General features: G+C 67.5%; 15 protein-coding genes. 8 read left to right on the top strand and 7 right to left on the bottom strand.

The features are described from left to right. Positions 1-24: 24 nt before the first annotated feature. The 6 genes from FHW79_RS11205 (at position 25) to lipA (ending at position 6,278) form a co-directional block, all read left to right on the top strand. Entirely contained in the window at positions 25-1,083 is a 1,059-nt protein-coding gene (locus tag FHW79_RS11205) for an NAD(+)/NADH kinase (protein WP_183178990.1), read from the top strand. Between the two features lie 39 nt (positions 1,084-1,122). Beyond that, positions 1,123-2,106, top strand: coding sequence for a thiamine pyrophosphate-dependent dehydrogenase E1 component subunit alpha (locus tag FHW79_RS11200; RefSeq protein ID WP_183178989.1), 984 nt, complete (start codon positions 1,123-1,125; stop codon positions 2,104-2,106). Between the two features lie 41 nt (positions 2,107-2,147). Beyond that, on the top strand, positions 2,148-3,179 hold the full coding sequence (locus FHW79_RS11195) for an alpha-ketoacid dehydrogenase subunit beta (protein ID WP_183178988.1): 1,032 nt from the start codon (positions 2,148-2,150) through the stop codon (positions 3,177-3,179). A gap of 18 nt (positions 3,180-3,197) precedes the next feature. Then, complete coding sequence (locus tag FHW79_RS11190; RefSeq protein ID WP_183178987.1) at positions 3,198-4,331, top strand: acetoin dehydrogenase dihydrolipoyllysine-residue acetyltransferase subunit; 1,134 nt, start codon at positions 3,198-3,200, stop codon at positions 4,329-4,331. A 62-nt stretch (positions 4,332-4,393) separates the two neighbouring features. Next, positions 4,394-5,179: a glucose 1-dehydrogenase gene (locus tag FHW79_RS11185; protein ID WP_183178986.1), complete on the top strand. Its 786-nt coding sequence runs from the start codon at positions 4,394-4,396 to the stop codon at positions 5,177-5,179. A 181-nt stretch (positions 5,180-5,360) separates the two neighbouring features. Then, on the top strand, positions 5,361-6,278 hold the full coding sequence (lipA, locus tag FHW79_RS11180; RefSeq protein WP_183178985.1) for a lipoyl synthase: 918 nt from the start codon (positions 5,361-5,363) through the stop codon (positions 6,276-6,278). Between the two features lie 79 nt (positions 6,279-6,357). On the opposite strand, the gene FHW79_RS11175 is transcribed toward lipA, so the two are convergent. From FHW79_RS11175 to FHW79_RS11145, 7 genes are read right to left on the bottom strand one after another with little or no spacing between them, the layout of a single operon-like run. Next, positions 6,358-7,353 carry an MDR family oxidoreductase gene (locus FHW79_RS11175; protein WP_183178984.1) on the bottom strand — a complete coding sequence of 332 codons (996 nt, stop codon included), beginning with the start codon at positions 7,351-7,353 and terminating at the stop codon, positions 6,358-6,360. Between the two features lie 44 nt (positions 7,354-7,397). Beyond that, entirely contained in the window at positions 7,398-8,165 is a 768-nt protein-coding gene (locus FHW79_RS11170; protein WP_183178983.1) for an enoyl-CoA hydratase/isomerase family protein, read from the bottom strand. Positions 8,166-8,223: 58 nt separating this feature from the next. Then, positions 8,224-9,849, bottom strand: a complete 1,626-nt coding sequence (locus FHW79_RS11165) for a class I adenylate-forming enzyme family protein (protein ID WP_183178982.1) — start codon at positions 9,847-9,849, stop codon at positions 8,224-8,226. Between the two features lie 54 nt (positions 9,850-9,903). Beyond that, the gene (locus tag FHW79_RS11160; protein WP_014198829.1) at positions 9,904-10,704 is read right to left on the bottom strand and encodes an ABC transporter permease; all 801 of its coding nucleotides are present in this window, start codon (positions 10,702-10,704) and stop codon (positions 9,904-9,906) included. Further along, positions 10,701-11,597 (bottom strand): ABC transporter permease, encoded by an 897-nt coding sequence (locus FHW79_RS11155; protein ID WP_183178981.1) that lies wholly within the window; start codon positions 11,595-11,597, stop codon positions 10,701-10,703. Before FHW79_RS11155 ends, FHW79_RS11160 begins: the two co-directional genes overlap by 4 nt. Then, on the bottom strand, positions 11,594-12,658 hold the full coding sequence (locus FHW79_RS11150) for an ABC transporter substrate-binding protein (RefSeq protein ID WP_183178980.1): 1,065 nt from the start codon (positions 12,656-12,658) through the stop codon (positions 11,594-11,596). Before FHW79_RS11150 ends, FHW79_RS11155 begins: the two co-directional genes overlap by 4 nt. A 22-nt stretch (positions 12,659-12,680) precedes the next feature. Continuing rightward, positions 12,681-13,823: an ABC transporter ATP-binding protein gene (locus tag FHW79_RS11145; RefSeq protein ID WP_247884300.1), complete on the bottom strand. Its 1,143-nt coding sequence runs from the start codon at positions 13,821-13,823 to the stop codon at positions 12,681-12,683. A 156-nt stretch (positions 13,824-13,979) separates the two neighbouring features. Here FHW79_RS11145 and FHW79_RS11140 point away from each other — a divergent pair, with 156 nt between their 5' ends. Beyond that, positions 13,980-14,705, top strand: a complete 726-nt coding sequence (locus tag FHW79_RS11140; RefSeq protein WP_247884299.1) for a TetR/AcrR family transcriptional regulator — start codon at positions 13,980-13,982, stop codon at positions 14,703-14,705. A gap of 675 nt (positions 14,706-15,380) precedes the next feature. Beyond that, a complete protein-coding gene (locus FHW79_RS11135) occupies positions 15,381-16,940 on the top strand; it encodes a ShlB/FhaC/HecB family hemolysin secretion/activation protein (RefSeq protein WP_247884298.1) in 1,560 nt (519 codons plus the stop codon). Position 16,941 lies beyond the last annotated feature (1 nt).

Here is a 16,941-nt window from a genome sequence, read left to right as displayed (position 1 = left end):
ACATCGAAGCGAAGGGGAGGACGCGTGGCACCGGTCATCGGCATCATCGCCAATCCAGTTTCCGCGCGCGACATCCGCCGGGTCGTCGCGAACGCGGCGAACCTCCAGATCGCGGACCGCGCCAACATCGTCCTGCGGGTGCTGGCCGCGCTGCGCGCTTGCGGGGTCACCGACGTCCTGATGATGCCGGAGCATGGCGGCATCGGACGTCACGTGGCGCGCGGGCTGTCACGGGCGGCGGCGCACGGCGAGGCGCCCTATCCCGCCATCCACCCGCTGCCCATGCCGGTCACCGGCACCGTCGCCGACACCCATCGGGCGGCGGACTCGATGCGCCGGGCGGGCGTCGCCGCCATCGTCGTGCTGGGCGGCGACGGCACGCACCGCGCCGTGGTGGCGCACTGCGGGGCGGTGCCCATGGCCGGCATCTCCACCGGCACCAACAACGCCTTTCCCGAACATCGCGAGCCGACCATCACCGGGCTGGCGACCGGCTTGGCCGTGACCGGGCGAGTGCCCGAGCACATCGCCTTCGCGGCGAACAAGCGCATCGACGTGTCGCTCGACGGCCGGGTGGCGGAGATCGCGCTGGTCGACGTCGCTCTGGTGACCGAGCGCTACGTCGGGGCCCGCGCCCTGTGGAAGCCGGACAGCTTCCGCGAGCTGTTCGTCACCTTCGCCGACCCGGAGGTCATCGGCATGTCGGCCATCGCCGGCCTGCTGGAGCCGGTGACGCGGGAGGAGAGCGGCGGGCTGATGGTGCGTCTCGGCGCACCGGCGTCCGGTACGGCGGCGTCCGGCGTGACGGTGCTGCGCGCCCCCATCGCGCCCGGGCTGATGGCCTCGGTCGGCGTCGCTGATTGGCGCCGCATGCCGGCCGGCGTGCCCTTCGTGCCGGAGGTGAAGGCCGGCTCCATCGCGCTCGATGGCGAGCGGGAAATCGCGTTCTCGGCGCAAGACCGCGTGTCCCTGACGCTCCGGGACGATGCCTTCCGCACCGTGAACGTGGGCGGCTGCATGCAGTACGCCGCCCAATACAGGCTGCTGACCGGCGCCCCGGCTCCGGTCACGGCCGAGCTTTGAAAAAACGCCTTTGAAAAACCTGACAAGGGAGAAACGTCCGTGACCGACAATCCTTATCCACTCGACAAAGCGGACCTGCTGCAAGCCTACCGGACCATGCGGACCATCCGCGAGTTCGAGGAGCGTCTGCACATCGACTTCGCCAAGGGCGACATTCCGGGCTTCGTGCACCTTTACGCCGGCGAGGAGGCCTGCGCCACCGGCATCATGATGCACCTGAACGACAACGACCGCATCGCCTCGACCCATCGCGGCCACGGTCATTGCATCGCCAAGGGGGTCGACGTCCACGAGATGATGGCGGAGATCTACGGCCGGTCCACCGGCGCCTGCCGGGGCAAGGGCGGGTCGATGCACATCGCCGACCTGTCGAAGGGCATGATGGGCGCCAACGGCATCCTGGGCGCCGGCGCGCCGCTGATCTGCGGGGCGGCGCTGGCCGCCAAGTTCCGGGGCGACGGCGGGGTCGGCATCACCTTCGTCGGCGACGGCGCGTCGAACCAGGGGACTTTCCTGGAGAGCATGAACCTCGCGGCGGTGTGGAACCTGCCGGTCGTCTTCGTGGTGGAGAACAACGGCTACGCCGAATCCACCGCCATGGAATGGGCGGTCTCCTGCGACAGCTACATCGACCGCGCCACCGGCTTCGGCCTGCCCGGCGTGACGGTAGACGGCACCGATTTCTTTGCGGTGCACGAAGCGGCCGGCGAGATCATCCGGCGCGCCCGCGAAGGCGGTGGCCCGGCGCTGCTGGAATGCAACATGGTCCGCTTCTACGGCCATTTCGAAGGCGACGCCCAGACCTACCGCGCCAAGGGCGAGGTGGAGAGCCTGCGCGCCAACCGCGACTGCATCAAGCTGCTCGCCCAGCGCCTGACCGAAACCGGCATCGTCGCTCCCGCCGAGCTGGAAACCATCGACCGCGAGGTGAACGCGCTGATCGAGGACGCCGTGCGCTGCGCCAAGGCGGCTCCGCTGCCCGTCGCCGCTGACCTGCTGAAAGACGTCTACGTCGCCTACTGAGCGGCCCACGCCAAAAAACGGCATTCACCGGAGGAAACACCATGTCCCGCAAAATCAGCATGAAGACGGCGATCAACGAGGCGTTGGACCTCGAAATGCGCCGCGACCCGACCGTCATCCTCATGGGCGAGGACATCGTCGGCGGCACCGGCGCGCCCGGCGAGGACGATGCCTGGGGCGGCGTGCTGGGCGTCACCAAGGGCCTGTTCGCCAAGCACGGCGACCGCCTGCTGGACACGCCCCTGTCGGAATCCGCCTACATCGGTGCCGCCATCGGCGCCGCCGCCTGCGGCATGCGCCCGGTCGCGGAGCTGATGTTCATGGACTTCATGGGCGTCTGTTTCGACCAGATCTTCAATCAGGCGGCCAAGTTCCGCTACATGTTCGGGGGCAAGGCGGAGACGCCGGTGGTGATCCGCGGCATGGTCGGCGCGGGTTTCCGCGCGGCCGCCCAGCATTCGCAGATGCTCACCCCGCTGTTCACCCACATTCCGGGGCTGAAGGTGGTCTGCCCGTCGAACGCCTATGACGCCAAGGGCCTGCTGATCCAGTCGATCCGCGACAACGACCCGGTCATCTTCTGCGAGCACAAGAACCTCTACGGTCATGAGACCGAGGTGCCGGCCGAGTCCTACGCCATCCCCTTCGGCGAGGCGAATGTGCTCCGCGACGGCGATCACGTCACCATCGTCAGCTACGGCCTGACCGTCCACCGTGCCATGGAGGCCGCGGACGCGCTCGCCAGGGACAAGGTGGAGGCGGAGGTCATCGACCTGCGCACCCTGTCGCCCATCGACTGGGACACCATCATCGACAGCGTGGAGCGCACCGGCCGGCTGGTCGTGGTGGACGAGGCGCACCCGCGCTGCAACCTCGCCACCGACATCTCGGCCTTCGTGGCGCAGAACGCCTTCGGCGCGCTGAAGGCCGGCATCCAGATGGTGACGCCGCCGCACACGCCGGTGCCCTTCTCGCCCTCGCTGGAAGACCTCTACATCCCCAGCGCCGAGGCTGTCGCCGCCGCCGTCCGCCGCACGATGGCCCCCTCGCCCCGCAGCACCCTCGCCGCCTGATCCCGGAGCCGCCTTTTCATGACCACTCTCAACGAGCGCATCAAGCCCATCGTCATGCCCAAGTGGGGCCTGTCCATGTCGGAGGGCAAGGTCACCGGCTGGCTGAAGCAGCCGGGGGCCACCGTCAACCTGGGCGACGACCTACTGGAGGTCGAGACCGACAAGATCACCAACGTGGTCGAGGCCGGGGAGGCCGGCGTCCTGCGCCGGGTGCTGGGCGAGCCCGGCACCGTCTACCCGGTGAAGGCGCTGATCGCCGTGCTGGCCGAACCCGACGTGCCGGACAGCGACATCGACGCCTTCATCGCCGGCTACGCCGTCCCTGCCGCTGACGGCGGGGAGGACGGGGCGGACGCCGGCCCGCGCTACGCGTTCGCCGAGACGGCTGCGGGCACCATCCGCTACGCCCGGCGCGGCGACGGGGCGACGACCGTGCTGCTGGTCCACGGCTTCGGCGGCGACCTCGACAACTGGCTGTTCACCATCGACGCCCTGGCGGAGGGCGCCACGGTCTACGCGCTGGATCTGCCGGGGCACGGCCAGTCCGCCAAGGCGCTGCCAGATCCGACGCTGACCGGCCTGTCGAAGGCGGTGCGGGACTTCATGGACGTGGTGGGCATCGGGACCGCGCATCTGGTCGGCCATTCCATGGGCGGTGCGGTGTCCATGCGCACGGCGCTCGACGCGCCGGAGCGGGTGGCGTCGCTGTCGCTGATCTGCTCGGCCGGTTTGGGGCGGGAGATCAACCAGGGCTACATCGCAGGCTTCATCGACGCGACCTCGCGCCGCGACCTGAAGCCGGTGCTGGAGACTCTGTTCGCCGACACCGGACTCGTCAGCCGCCAGATGGCCGACGACCTGCTGAAGTACAAGCGGCTGGACGGCGTGGACAGTGCGCTTCGGGCCATTGCATCCTCGATGTTCGGGAACGGGGAGCAGACCGTCATTCTCGGTGAGGCGGTCGGGGCCGCGACGGTGCCGACGCTGGTCGTGTGGGGCGCGGAGGATCGCGTCATCCCCGCCGCCCACGCCACGGCGCTGGGCTCCGCCGCGCGGGTCGAGGTGGTCCCGAACGCCGGTCACATGGTGCAGATGGAGGCGGCCGGAACGGTCAACGCCCTCCTCAAGGACCACGTCACGAAAAACGCCTGACCTTTCCACCCGTCCGGCCGGCTTGCGGCTTTCTCTCTCAAGCCGGCCCTTGGAGACGCACCATGCCCACCCTCAAGGACAAGAGCATCATCGTCACCGGTGCCGGCCGCGGGATCGGCGCCACCATAGCCTGCGCGCTCGCGGCCGACGGCGCGCGGCTGATCATCGCCGATCGCACGGAGGACGATGCGAGTGCTGTGGCGGAGTGCATCCGCGCGAAGGGTGGCGACGCCGTCGCGGTCACGGTGGACGTCCGCGACCGCGCCGCGGTCCGCCGCATGATCGATACGGCCGTCGCCTCCTTCGGACGCCTCGACGTCCTCTTCAACAACGCGGGCGTCGCCCAGACCAAGCCCTTCCTCGACATCACCGAGGAGGACTGGCGTTTCGTCACCGACGTCAACGCGTTGGGCGTGCTGATCGGCATGCAGGAGGCGATCAAGACCTTCCGCGCGCAGGGCGGGGGTGGAAAGATCATCAACACCGCCTCCATCGCCGGCAAGCAAGGGTACGAACCGCTCGCCCACTACTCGGCCAGCAAGTTCGCGGTGGTCGCCCTGACCCAGGCGGCGGCGCGTGCTTTCGGCAAGGAGAAGATCACCGCCAACGCGATCTGCCCCGGCGTCGTCGCGACGGAGATGTGGAAGATCATCGACAAGGGCTTCCGCGACACCGGCCTGACGACGGCCGAGGACGAGGCGTTCAACCAGTTCGCGGCCGGGGCCTTGCTGGGCCGTCCTTCGACGGCGGAGGATCTGGTGGGGGTGGCGCGCTTTCTCGCCTCGTCCGATTCCGACTTCATGACCGGCCAATCCCTGCTGGTCGACGGCGGGATGGTCTTCGCCTGACCGCAACCCGGCGATATCGGGGCGACGCGAACCGTTCAACGGCAAAATTGGCAACGACATAATTGGAGGAAACGAACATGGTCGTCTCGCGCGGGTTCGAGGAGCTGCTACACAACAGGGACCGGTACGTGAAGATCATCGTGCCGCCGGCGGCCCCGGCCGTCGCGGCGGAGTGACAGCCATGCCCGCGTCACACACCGCGCTTGTTCATCAGGCCGAGAAGCCGGCTTGGCTTCGGGCCCGCGCGCCGTCCATCGGTGCCCATGAGGACACCCGCGCCCTCGTCCGCCGGCATGCCCTGCACACGGTCTGCGAGGAGGCCGCCTGTCCCAACATCGGCGAATGCTGGGGCAAGCGGCACGCGACGGTGATGATCCTGGGCAGCGTGTGCACGCGGGCCTGCGCCTTCTGCAATGTGGCGACCGGACGGCCCGACGCGCTCGATCCGCAGGAACCGGACCGCTTGGCCGAAGCGGTTCTGGAACTCGGCCTGCGCCACGTGGTCATCACCTCGGTGGACCGGGACGACCTGCCGGACGGCGGCGCCCGGCAGTTCGTGCGTTGCATCGAACGGGTCCGCGCCGTCTCGCCCGCGACGACGGTCGAGATCCTGACCCCCGATTTCCGCAACAAGACGGGAGCCATTGAAACCGTCGCCGATGCCCGGCCGGACGTCTTCAACCACAACCTGGAAACCGTGCCCCGCCTGTACGCGACGGTGCGGCCGGGTGCGCGCTACTATCACTCGTTGCGCCTTCTTGACCGGGTGAAGAACCGGCACCCGCAGATCTTCACCAAGTCCGGCATCATGCTGGGCCTTGGCGAGGAGCGCGCCGAGGTGCTTCAGGTCATGGACGACCTGCGGGCGGCGGGCGTCGATTTCCTGACCATCGGCCAGTATCTGCGGCCCACGCCGCGCCACCACCCGGTGGCGCGCTACGCCCCGCCGGAGGAGTTCGCCGAATACGAACGCGTGGCACGGGTCAAGGGTTTCCGGATGGTTTCGGCAAGCCCGTTGACCCGCTCGTCCTACCACGCCGAACAGGACTTCGCGGCTTTGGTGCGAAGCGCAGGGGCGCCGTTCCCCACAGGGCGGTAATGCCCGTTCGGCCCGACCTGGGGGCCGCGGTGAAGGCGCGAAGTCTGTCCGCGGCGCGTTCTACGCAACAACGCCTTCCTCAACGGGTTACGTCGACGACGATGCGGCCGCGGATTTTTCCGGCGAGAATCCTGGTCGCCAACTCCGGCAGCGCGCCGAAAGGCTGCACCTCGTACATCGTCTTCAGCGCGCTCCGGTCCAGGTCGCGCGCCAGCCGTGTCCAGGCGGCGTCGCGGCGGTCCGGCGGTGCCATGACGGAGTCGACGCCCAGCAGCGCGACGCCGCGCAGGATGTGCGGCAGGACGGTTCCCGGCAGATCGGAGGAGCCGGCCAAGCCGCAAGCGGCGATGGCACCGCCCCACGCGGTCTGCGACAGCGCGTTGACCAGCGTCTGCCCGCCCACCGAATCGACACCGCCGGCCCAACGCTCCTTCTGCAAGGGCGCTCCCTTTTCCAGCAGGGCGGCGCGGTCGATGAAGCCGGCGGCGCCGAGGCCACGCAGATAATCGTGCGTTTCGGGCCGGCCGGTCGAGGCGACCACCGGATAGCCGCGCTTGGCGAGCAGCGCCACCGCGACGGAGCCGACACCGCCGGCCGCTCCGGTGACCAGCACCTCCTTGCCGCCGGGGCGCATGGCGCCCCACCGTTCCAGCGCGTCCACGCACAGCGCGGCGGTGTAGCCGGCGGTGCCGATGCCCATGGCCTCTTCGAACGAGAAGGCCTCCGGCAGACGGGTCAGCCACTCCGCCTTCAAACGCTGAAAACGGGTGTAGCCGCCCCACTGCGTTTCCGACAGGCCCCAGCCGTTGGCGACGACCTTGTCGCCGGGCTTCCAGGCGGGAGAACGGGACTCGACGACGGTGCCGGCGAGGTCGATGCCGGCGACCATCGGCAGCTTGCGGGCGATCCGGCCCTTGCCGGAAACGGCGAGTCCGTCCTTGTAGTTGAGCGTGGAGCAGGCGACCTCGACCAGCACGTCATTGTCCGGCAGGTCGGCCAGCGTCAGCGACGTGAAGCCACCCTTCGGCTTGCCGTCGACGTCCTCGATGACAAAGGCTGTGAAGTTCTCGGCCACGGTGGTTCTTTCCCTTTGATGAAGGCGATGTTGGATGGGTACCGTCACTCGCCGCCACGGAACACGGGGGGGCGCTTTTCCAGGAAGGCGCTGACGCCTTCGCGGGCGTCCGCCGCTTTTTCCAGCCGGCGGGCGACCGTCGCTTCATAGGCGCCGGCGGCGTCGATCCCCTCGCGTTCGCCCAGGATCACCCCGGCCTTGATCGCGGCCACCACCGAGGGCGCGTTCTTGGCGATGGCACGCGCCAGGACGAGCGCTTCCTGCAACGCCTCGCCCTTTTCTGCCAGACGGTTGACGAAGCCGGTTCGGTAGGCCTCGTCCGCGGGCAGGGGATTGGCCGTCAGCATCAGTTCCAAGGCGCGGGCGGACGACATCAGCCGTGGCAACCGGCCGATCTGCCCACCCTCCGGAAGCATGCCCAGGCGGGCGCCCGGCGACCCGAACGTCGCGTTGACGCTCGCGACGCGCAGGTCGCAGGAAAGGGCGAGGATCAGCGCCGCGGCGTAGCAGTGCCCGTTGACGGCCGCGATGACCGGCTTCCTCATGTCCCGTGGGCGCAGGAACGGAGCCTCTCCCAGATTCGTCGCCGCGTGGGCGCCGGAGGCGATTTCATTCAGATCGTGTCCGCTTGAGAAGGCGATGGTGCCGGCGCCCGTCACCACGACCACCCGTACGGCGGCGTCGCCGTCCGCGTCGTTCAGGTGGCCTAGGAAATCCGCGGCCATCGTGCCTTCGAACGCGTTGCGCTTGGGTTCGTTGGAGATGGTCAGGATGCGGATCGCGCCCTCGGTCTGGGCGGTAATCTCGGGCATGTCAGAAGTCCTCTTCGAGGCCGGTTGGCTTTTTTCACAGGAAGACGGGGTGCAGGCGTCAGCGCCAGATCTTGTCCTGCCAGTCGTAGGCACCGACGCGGAGGTCGGGCTTTTCCGCCAGCAGATGCTTCTTCTGCACACGCTGCGAATCCGTGAGGGGGAAGGAGTCGCGATACTCGTAGTAGCGGGGCACCTTGAAGGCCGCGAGATGCCGCCCGCAGTGATCGGCGATGCGCTCCGGCGTGCAGGTCGAGGGATCGACCCCCGGCGCCAGCTGGATGTAGGCCTTGATCTCCTCGCCGCGATAATCGTCGGGAACCGGAACGATCGCGGCGTCCTGGATTCCGTCGAGCGTGCGCAGCACCACCTCGACTTCGCGGGACGAAATGTTCTCGCCGCTGCGGCGGACCATGTCCTTGGTCCGGCCCAGGATGTAGTGGTACCCGGAGGAGTCGACGCGGGCCAGATCGCCGGTGCGGAACCAGCCCTTGCGGAACGCCTGCGCCGTCGCCTCCTCGTTCCCGAAATAGCCCTTCAGCAGGCCGCGGCCACGCACGCAAAGCTCCCCGGTCGCGCCCGTCGGTACGGGGTTGCCGTCCTCGTCCGCGATCATCGCGTCCCGGAAGGGGGCGACCACTCCGCAACTGGCCGAGCCGGTCATTTCGGCGATCCGGTGCGCCGGCATGTAGGTGCCGCCGCCGATCTCGGTCATGCCGTAGAACTCCTGCCCGTAGACGTCGAAGCGGCGCTGGAAGTCGGCGTGGCTTTCGGGGCCGAACGCGAAGATGGTGGCCAGCTTGAGCGCGTTGTGCGCATCCGACGGCCGGGCCGGCTGCTTGTAGACCATTTCGAAGAGCGCGCAGTAGTCGCACTCCAGCTGCGCGACATCGAGCATGAAGCGCTTGGCGCCGGGCTTGCGCGGGAAGAAGGCGCAGCCGCCGCTCACCATCGCGTTCAGCAGGATCCTCTGCCCGACCATGTAGAAGAAGCTCGATCCCACATAGAAGCGCCGCAGGTCCGTGGCGAAGAACTCGGTGGAGCTGCAGCCAAGGCAAAGCCAGTAGTCGTTGGTCAGCATGCAGGCTTTCGAAAAGCCGGTGGTGCCCGACGTGTACTGGAGATTGAGGACCGCGTCGGCGGAGCGGGGTGTGGACGGTGCGCGGCGGCCCTGCGCCTCGTCCATCAGCACCTGCCAGCGGCGATGCCCGCCCAGCGCCGCATCGCCGATGACGATGACGCTGGACGGGGGGAGCGACACCGTCTCAAGCGCGTCGAGATGCGGCAGGAACTCCGCCTCCAGGATGAGGAAGGCGGCGAGCGAGGTCTTCAGCACATACTCGACCTCGCGGGAAGTGTAGGTGGCGTTCACCGGCACCATCACCGCCTGCAGGCGGGACAACGCCAGCCACGCGATGGGAAACTCCTCCCGGTTCCAGGCCATGACCGCGACATGCACGCCGGGGCCGATGCCGAGCGCGGCGAAGGCCGCGGCGGCGGTTTCGACCTTGGCCAGCACCTCGCCCCAGCTCCGCTCGACACCGTCGTCGATGAAGCGCCACGCCGGGGCGTCCGGATACCGGGCGGCGGTCTGCGCCAGGAGGTCGAACACCGAATCCGGAAGCGTTGCCGTTTCCAGACGGCGGGCGAGAGCATCGGGTTCTTCCGTGCGAAAATCTGCGAACATCACTCTTCCCGTAGATGAGGGTCCGGTAGATGAGGGGTGGCTCGTCGCGACCGGTTATCCCGCGCGCCGTGCGGCGCGGCGCTGGATGCGGTCGCTCAGGAAAACCGCCGCAAAGGTGGCCAGGATGAGCAGCGACGCGACCGCCGCGACAACCGGTGTCAGGTCGTGGCGCATGTCGGCCCAGATCCGCATTGGCAGGGTTTCGTTGCGGCCCATGACGAACAGGGCGATGACCAGCTCGTCGAAGGAGATGAAGAAGGCGAAGACGCCCGCGGAGATGACCGCCGGCCGGATGGTCGGCAGCGTGACGTGCCAGAACGCCTCGTGCGGCCGGGCGCCCAGGACCCGGGCGGCCCGGGCGAGCGTGTCGCCGGTCTGGCGCAGCGCTCCCGACACGGTCGTCGTGACGAAGGGCAGCGCGAGGACCGCGTGCACAAGCACGATGCCGCCCATGGAGCCGTACAGGCCGAAGCGGCTGAAGACGAGGAGCGTGCCGAGGGCGAGAATGATGACCGGTACGACCTGCGGACCCAGGAAGATCGGCCCCGCGATCCGCACCGCGCGGCCATCGCGGCTCAGGACGAGCGCCGCCGCCGTGCCGACGACGGTTGCGAGCAGCGCGCTGGCGGCTGCGATGACCAAGCTGCGCCAGGTCGCCTCGATCCAGCCGGGCGTGGCGAAGAAGTCCTCGTACCAGTGCAGCGTGAAGCCGGTCGGCGGGAATTTGAGGTAGCGCGTCTCGCTGACCGACATCGGCACCACCAGCAGCAGCGGCAGCAGCAGATAGAGGAGGACGCCGACGAAATAGACGGGCAGGAGGTAGCGGCCGGACTGTTCCCACAGCGTTCGTTTCATCGCGTCCCTCCATGGCCGCTCAGCCGGGTGACGCGCCGGAAGAGCAGGGCGACGGCGCCCACCATCAGGAAGCCGGCGACCAGCAGAACCACCCCGAGAGCCGAACCCAGCCCCCAGTCGAGGGTCACCGTGATCTGCGTCGCGATGATGTTCGCGATCATGTTTTCCTTCGGCCCGCCGACCAGGGCCGGGGTGATGAAGAAGCCCAGGGCCAGGACGAAGGTGAGCATCCACGCGTTGACCGCGCCGCCGGCGCTCAGCGGCAGGAAGACGTGGAGGAAGCCACGCCACGGGGTGGCGCCGAGGATGCGCGACGCCAGCAGCAGGGAGCGGTTGATGGTCGTCATGCTGGAGAACATGACCAGGATGGCGACCGGCAGGAGCACCTGCACCATCGCGATGTACACGGCCCCTCGGCTGTAAAGCATCTGGAGCGGCGCATCGATGAGTCCCGCACCGATCAGCATGGAGTTCACCAATCCCTCGCGGCCCAGGACGACGATCCAGCCGAAGGTCCGCACCAGAACGCTGACCCAAAGCGGCGTCAGAATGAGGAGGAGCAGCATCGTGCGGCGCCTCGGCGGGCAGGACGCCAGACAATAGGCGGCGGGGTAGCCGGCCAGGATGCAGGCGAAGGCCACGCCGGCGGCGAGCTGCACCGTTCCAAACAGGATGGTGCGGTAGGGACCCTCGCCAAGCGCTTCCCGGTAATGCTCCGCCGTCAGTCCGGCGTCGCCCTGCAGGCTCCACAGCGCGACCTCGCCCACCGGGACGAGGAAGGCCAGGAGGAACAGCAGGGCCGCCGGGGCGAGCAGCCAGAGGGACGAGAGGGGCGTGCGCCGTCGGCGCGACGCCACCATCCCATCACGCGGCATGGAAACGCCGTCGCTCATTGCAGACGCCACGTTTCCCACCGCTTCTGAATGCGCGGCAGGTTTTCGGCCCAGAACTCGGCGTTCAGCGCGAACTGTACCTCCATGTTTTCCGGGCTGGTCGGAAGTTGCCTGGCCTCCTCCGCCGACAGGATCTTGTAGAGGTCGGGGTTGAAGCTGGAGTAGGGCATGGCGCGGGCGATCTCGGCCAGACGCTGCGGCTCGTTCCAGCAGTATTTCATGAACTGCATGGCCGCGGCGGCGTTGCTGGCCCCCTTGACGATCGAATAGTAGCTGACGTCGAGCGAGCCGCCGTTCCAGATCAGCGCGACCGGGAGCTTGTCCTTCTGCAACTGCTGGATACGGCCGTTGAAGGCGGTCGCGTAGAACACTTCGCCGCTGGCCAACAGCTGGACCGGCTGCTGGCCGCTCGTCCACCATACGGTGATCGCCGGCTTGATCTCGTCGAGCTTCTTGAAGGCGCGATCCACGCCTTCCGGCGAACGGAGCACGTCATAGACCTCGGACGGCTTCACGCCATCGGCGATCAGCGCGAATTCCAGGTTCTCCGCCGGGGAGTTGCGCAGCGTGCGGGGGCCGGGGAACTGCTTGACGTCCCAGAAGTCCTTCCAGCCGGTGAAGGTCTTGCCTTCCGGCAGCTTGTCCGTGCGCACGCCGATGGTGGTGGAGTAGGCCACCGATCCGATCGCGTGGGTCTTGCGGGCGATCGGCGGCAGCTTGTTTTCAGGGTCGACCACCGACCAGTCGATGGGCTCCAGCCAACCGTTCTTCTGCGACACCGGCAGTCCGGAACGCTCGGTGGGCGCGATGTCCCACAGAATGTTCCTGGTGGTCTGCTGGGCGCGGATCTGGGCGAGGGAGTCCTCCGTCGCGGCCTGCGTGACGGTGATCCCCGTCTCCTTGGTGAAGGGCTGGATGCAGATGCGGTTGAGCGTCTCCGCCCAGGCGCCGCCGTAATTCGCGATCACGACCGTCTTGTCCCGGGATTGAGCCAGCGCCGCACCACCAGCGGCGCCGACGAGCGCCGCTCCGAGAGAGAGGCTCCACAGCAGCTTGTTCATAGAACGCTCCTCTTTCAGCTTTTCATCGACTGGTTCTGGGGAGGTCCGGAACGAGGACGACGTCGGACGGGCGGAGAACGAGGTTCGCCGCTTCGCCGCGTTCCGGGATCCGATCCCTGTCGCGTCTCTGTTCCCGGAAGTGGATGAGCGCACCGTGGTCGGTGCGGGCGCTGTACTCGATCACGTCGCCGAGGAACACGGCCTCCTGGATGGTGACCGACACGGCGATGTCCGGCCCTTCGGCCGGGCGGCGCTGCAGCTTTTCGGGGCGAATGCTCGCGTACCAGGAGCCTGGACGGGCCGTGAATGCGTTTTCCCGATAGGTGACGCCGAGTTCGGGTATGGCCACCGATCCGGGCTGCGCCACGTCGGCGGCAAGCAGGTTGGTCTGCCCGATGAAATCGGCGACGAAGCGGCTTTGCGGCGCGTCGTACATTTCGGACGGCGTGCCGACCTGCTCGATCCGCCCATCGCGCAACACGACGATGCGCGACGACATGGCCAGGGCCTCGCGCTGATCGTGGGTCACATAGACCACGGTGCAGCCGAGCTGGTGCTGGATCTCCTTGATCTCGAACTGCAGCGCCTCGCGCAGTTTGAGGTCGAGGGCGCCCAGCGGTTCGTCCATGAGCAGGACGGGAGGCTCGAACACAATGGCCCGGGCGAAGGCGACGCGCTGCTGTTGTCCGCCGGACAGATCGCGGGGCATGCGATCGGACAACGGGCCGAGCCGCACGATCTCCAGCACCCGCTCCACCCGCTCCCTGATGTCCCGGCGCGGCACACGGCGCATGCGCAGCGGGAAGGCGACGTTGTCGAACACCGACATGTGGGGGAACAGGGAGTAGTTCTGGAACACCATCCCCAGGTTTCGCCGCTCCGGGGGCTCGTCGATCACCGAACGCCCGTCGATGCGGATATCGCCCGAGTCGGCCGTGGAGAAGCCCGCAAGTGCATTGAGCGCGGTGGTTTTGCCGGACCCGCTCGATCCAAGGATCGTCAGAAACTCACCCGGACGAATCGTCAAGGAGAAGTCATGAAGGGCCTTTACCGATCCATAGGCCTTTCTGACGGATTCGAACTCGATTGTCGCGCCGGTGGGCCTCGTTTTCAGGTTCGCTTCCCTGGTCAAGGTGCCACTTGAAGGTTTATTCACGTCCACCATCGTAGGTACCATCGGCCTGTCCAGTGATGACGCATTGTCTAAAAATGACATTATGTATAAAAATATACTGCGTCAAGAGGGCACAGTGCGGTTGACCAACATTCATGGCTAGGACCGATGCGGTCGAAGGGTGAGGGCGCAAGGATGCGGGAAGGTATGGGTGAACCGGGAAGCGAGCCCGCGTGCGGCGAAGGCTCCGCTCCGCTGTTCTTCGAAGAGGTGCTCGCGATGTGGAGCCGGGAACGGACGCGCCCGAAACGGGAGCGGACGCGCTACATGCTGCTCTCGATCGTCGCTCGCCACCTTCGTGCGTTTCCGGGAAAACTGATGACCGTCGAGGCGCTGCTTGACGAGGCCGGGCTGTCCCGGGGGACTTTTTATAATCATTTCAAGGATATGGACGAGTGCGCCGCCGTCCTGGTCACCCTGTTCTTCGAGCATGTGACGTATCGGCGGTCGGCAACCAAGGGGCCGAGGAGCAGTTACGACGCGATCCTGGACGCCAACATGGTCTATTGCCGCGCTTACGAGGCGAACGCCGGCGTCTACAGCCTGTTCTCCGAGCTCGCCACGCGTGACCCGGAGGTGCTGCGCATGCGCGAACGCATGAATTCCGAGTGGGTCGATCGCATCATAGCGGTCGTCGCCCGCCGTCGTGGCCATCCCTTCACCGAGGGTGAGCGCGGTAAGTTCGAAGGCGTGCTGAGATTGATGATCGCCATGACGATCGAAAGCCTTCGCGAGCGATTTGTTCATGGCGACGCGCTGCTGTGTCGGTCGTTTCCGACCGCCGACAGCTTGGCAAAAGCTCTGTCGGACCAGTGGTACAAGGCGATGACGGAGTTCGATTGTCCAGCCCAGCAGACGACGGACGCCACCTGAGCACTTGTTCAAGCCGGCGGTGGGCTATCGGCCATTGCCCAGCATCGTGTGCCGAATTTTGTCCGTCGAACATGGTTGCCGCACCAGGCAAAGGGACGTGGCCTCGTTCGACTGGGCGGCGAGCGCCTCAACGAAACATTGTTCGCCCCGCTCGTCCATGCCCGTGCCGTCCTGGCGCCGCCACGCCGATCGAGGACGCCGCACGGATGTCGCCGCAAGCGGGGCCGGGGCTTGCCCCGGTTGCCTGGGGAGCAGGTCGCGCCGCCTTGCGCGCGGCGTCGTCCGTCCAAGTGATGCTGGAAGCGGTTCGTCGTCTCTGCATCATTCGTGACGAGGATGTGAATGTTACAAATTCCGACAAACTAGGACTAACACTCACTCCGAAATCGTATGATAGAAATGGCTACCTCAGATGGAGATCCGACGGGGTCTTCGTTAATCAGAGGTTAGCAACGACCATCGTACGAAGGTATCGGTCCCATGAACTCGTCCACCAAAGCCGCCTTTTCCACCTCTGTCCTTAAGGAAAATGTGGGAAAGAAGACAGCGCTCTGGTGGACTTGCTTCGCGGCAAGCGCTATTTTGGCGGGCGTTTCCGCTCCCGCATTCGCTCAACAGCTGCCGGCTCAGCTTCCCTCGGGCGCGGAGCCGCGTCCGGAGGCGCCGCGCCCGGTGATGCCCCTGCCATCGGTGCCGGGCGGCGCGGTGACCGTGCCGAAGGCGCCCGCGGCGGAGGCACCGGCGGGAGCTGAGAGCTACCGCCTGACGTTGCGGGACGTCGCCATTGAGGGCGCCACCGCCTACAGCCAGGACAGCCTGAAGGCCGCCTACCAGGACCTGCTGGGCCGCGAGGTGTCGGTGGCGGACCTGTTCAAGATCGCCAACGACATCGAGTTCCGCTACCGCAACGACGGCTTCATCACCAGCCGCGTCATCGTCCCGGCCCAGACGATCGAGGATGGCACCTTCCGCCTCCAGGTGGTCGAGGGCTTCGTGTCCGACATCACCTACCCCGACGACATCGGTCCGGCGCTGGCCGCGGTGAAGCGGTTGGTGGAGCCGCTGCGCGGCGTCAAACCGATCAACGTCGCGGAGGTCGAGCGCCGCCTTCTTCTGGCGAACGATCTCGCCGGCCTGACCGTGCGCGCCAGCCTGGAGCCGGCGCCGGACACGCTCGGCGCCTCTGTGGTGGTGGTGAAGACGGACCGCAAGGCGGTGGACGCCCTGGTGTCGGTCAACAACCGCAACACGCCCTATCTGGGCACCGCCCAGACGGTCGCGACGGCGGCGCTGAACTCCTTCGGGCCGAACGCCGACACGGTGAATCTCAGCGGGCGCGTGTCCTCCCCGGCGTCGCGAGCCTGGTCGATCGGCGCCGGCTACCAAGCGCTGGTGACCGGCGACGGGCTGACCTTCTCCGCCACCGGCTCCTATTCCAAGTCGCGCCCCGGCCTGACGCTGGACCCGCTGGACGTGGAAAGCTGGGTGGCCGCGGGCGTGGGGACGCTCAGCTACCCGGTGATCCGCTCGCGCCTGGAAAACCTCCGCGCCGTGGGCGAGTTCGAATACCGCGACGTGAACACCGATATTTCCGGCGACCGTTTCAACCGCGACCGCCTGCGCATCCTGCGCGGCGGCTTCAGCTACGACCGGACCGACAACTGGGACGGCATCACCGCGGTGCGCGGCCTCGTGCATCAGGGGCTGGACATCCTCGACGCGACGAAGCTCGGCTCGGCCTACGCGTCGCGCGAGCGCGGGCGCAGCGACTTCACCAAGCTGACCGCCGACATCACCCGCGTGCAGCAGCTTCCCGCCAACTTCAGCATCCTGGCGACGGCCACCATGCAGGCCGCGGGCACGCCGCTGCTGGCCAGCGAGCAGATCGCGCTGGGCGGCCCGAGCTACGGCCGTGCCTTCGACGAGGGCGAGATCTCCGGCGACAGCGGCTGGGCCGGGTCGCTGGAGCTGCGCTACACGCCGGTGGTGCCGGAGAACGCCTTCGCGCAGGCCGTCCAGATCTACGGCTTCGTCGACGGCGGCGAGGTGTGGAACCGCTCCAGCCTGGAGCAGAACAGCCGGAATTCGCTGGTCTCCGTAGGCGGCGGCGTGCGCGCCAGCCTCGTGGAACGGCTTTTCGCGACGCTTGAGATCGACAAGCCGCTGACCCGTCGCGTCGCGACCGAGGGCGACAAGGACATGCGGGTCTTCTTCAACATCACGGCGCAATACTGAT

The sequence above is a fragment of the Azospirillum sp. OGB3 genome (genome assembly GCF_014192915.1).
In the GTDB taxonomy this organism is placed as follows: domain Bacteria; phylum Pseudomonadota; class Alphaproteobacteria; order Azospirillales; family Azospirillaceae; genus Azospirillum.
This window is presented reverse-complemented; position numbering and strand designations above follow the sequence as displayed.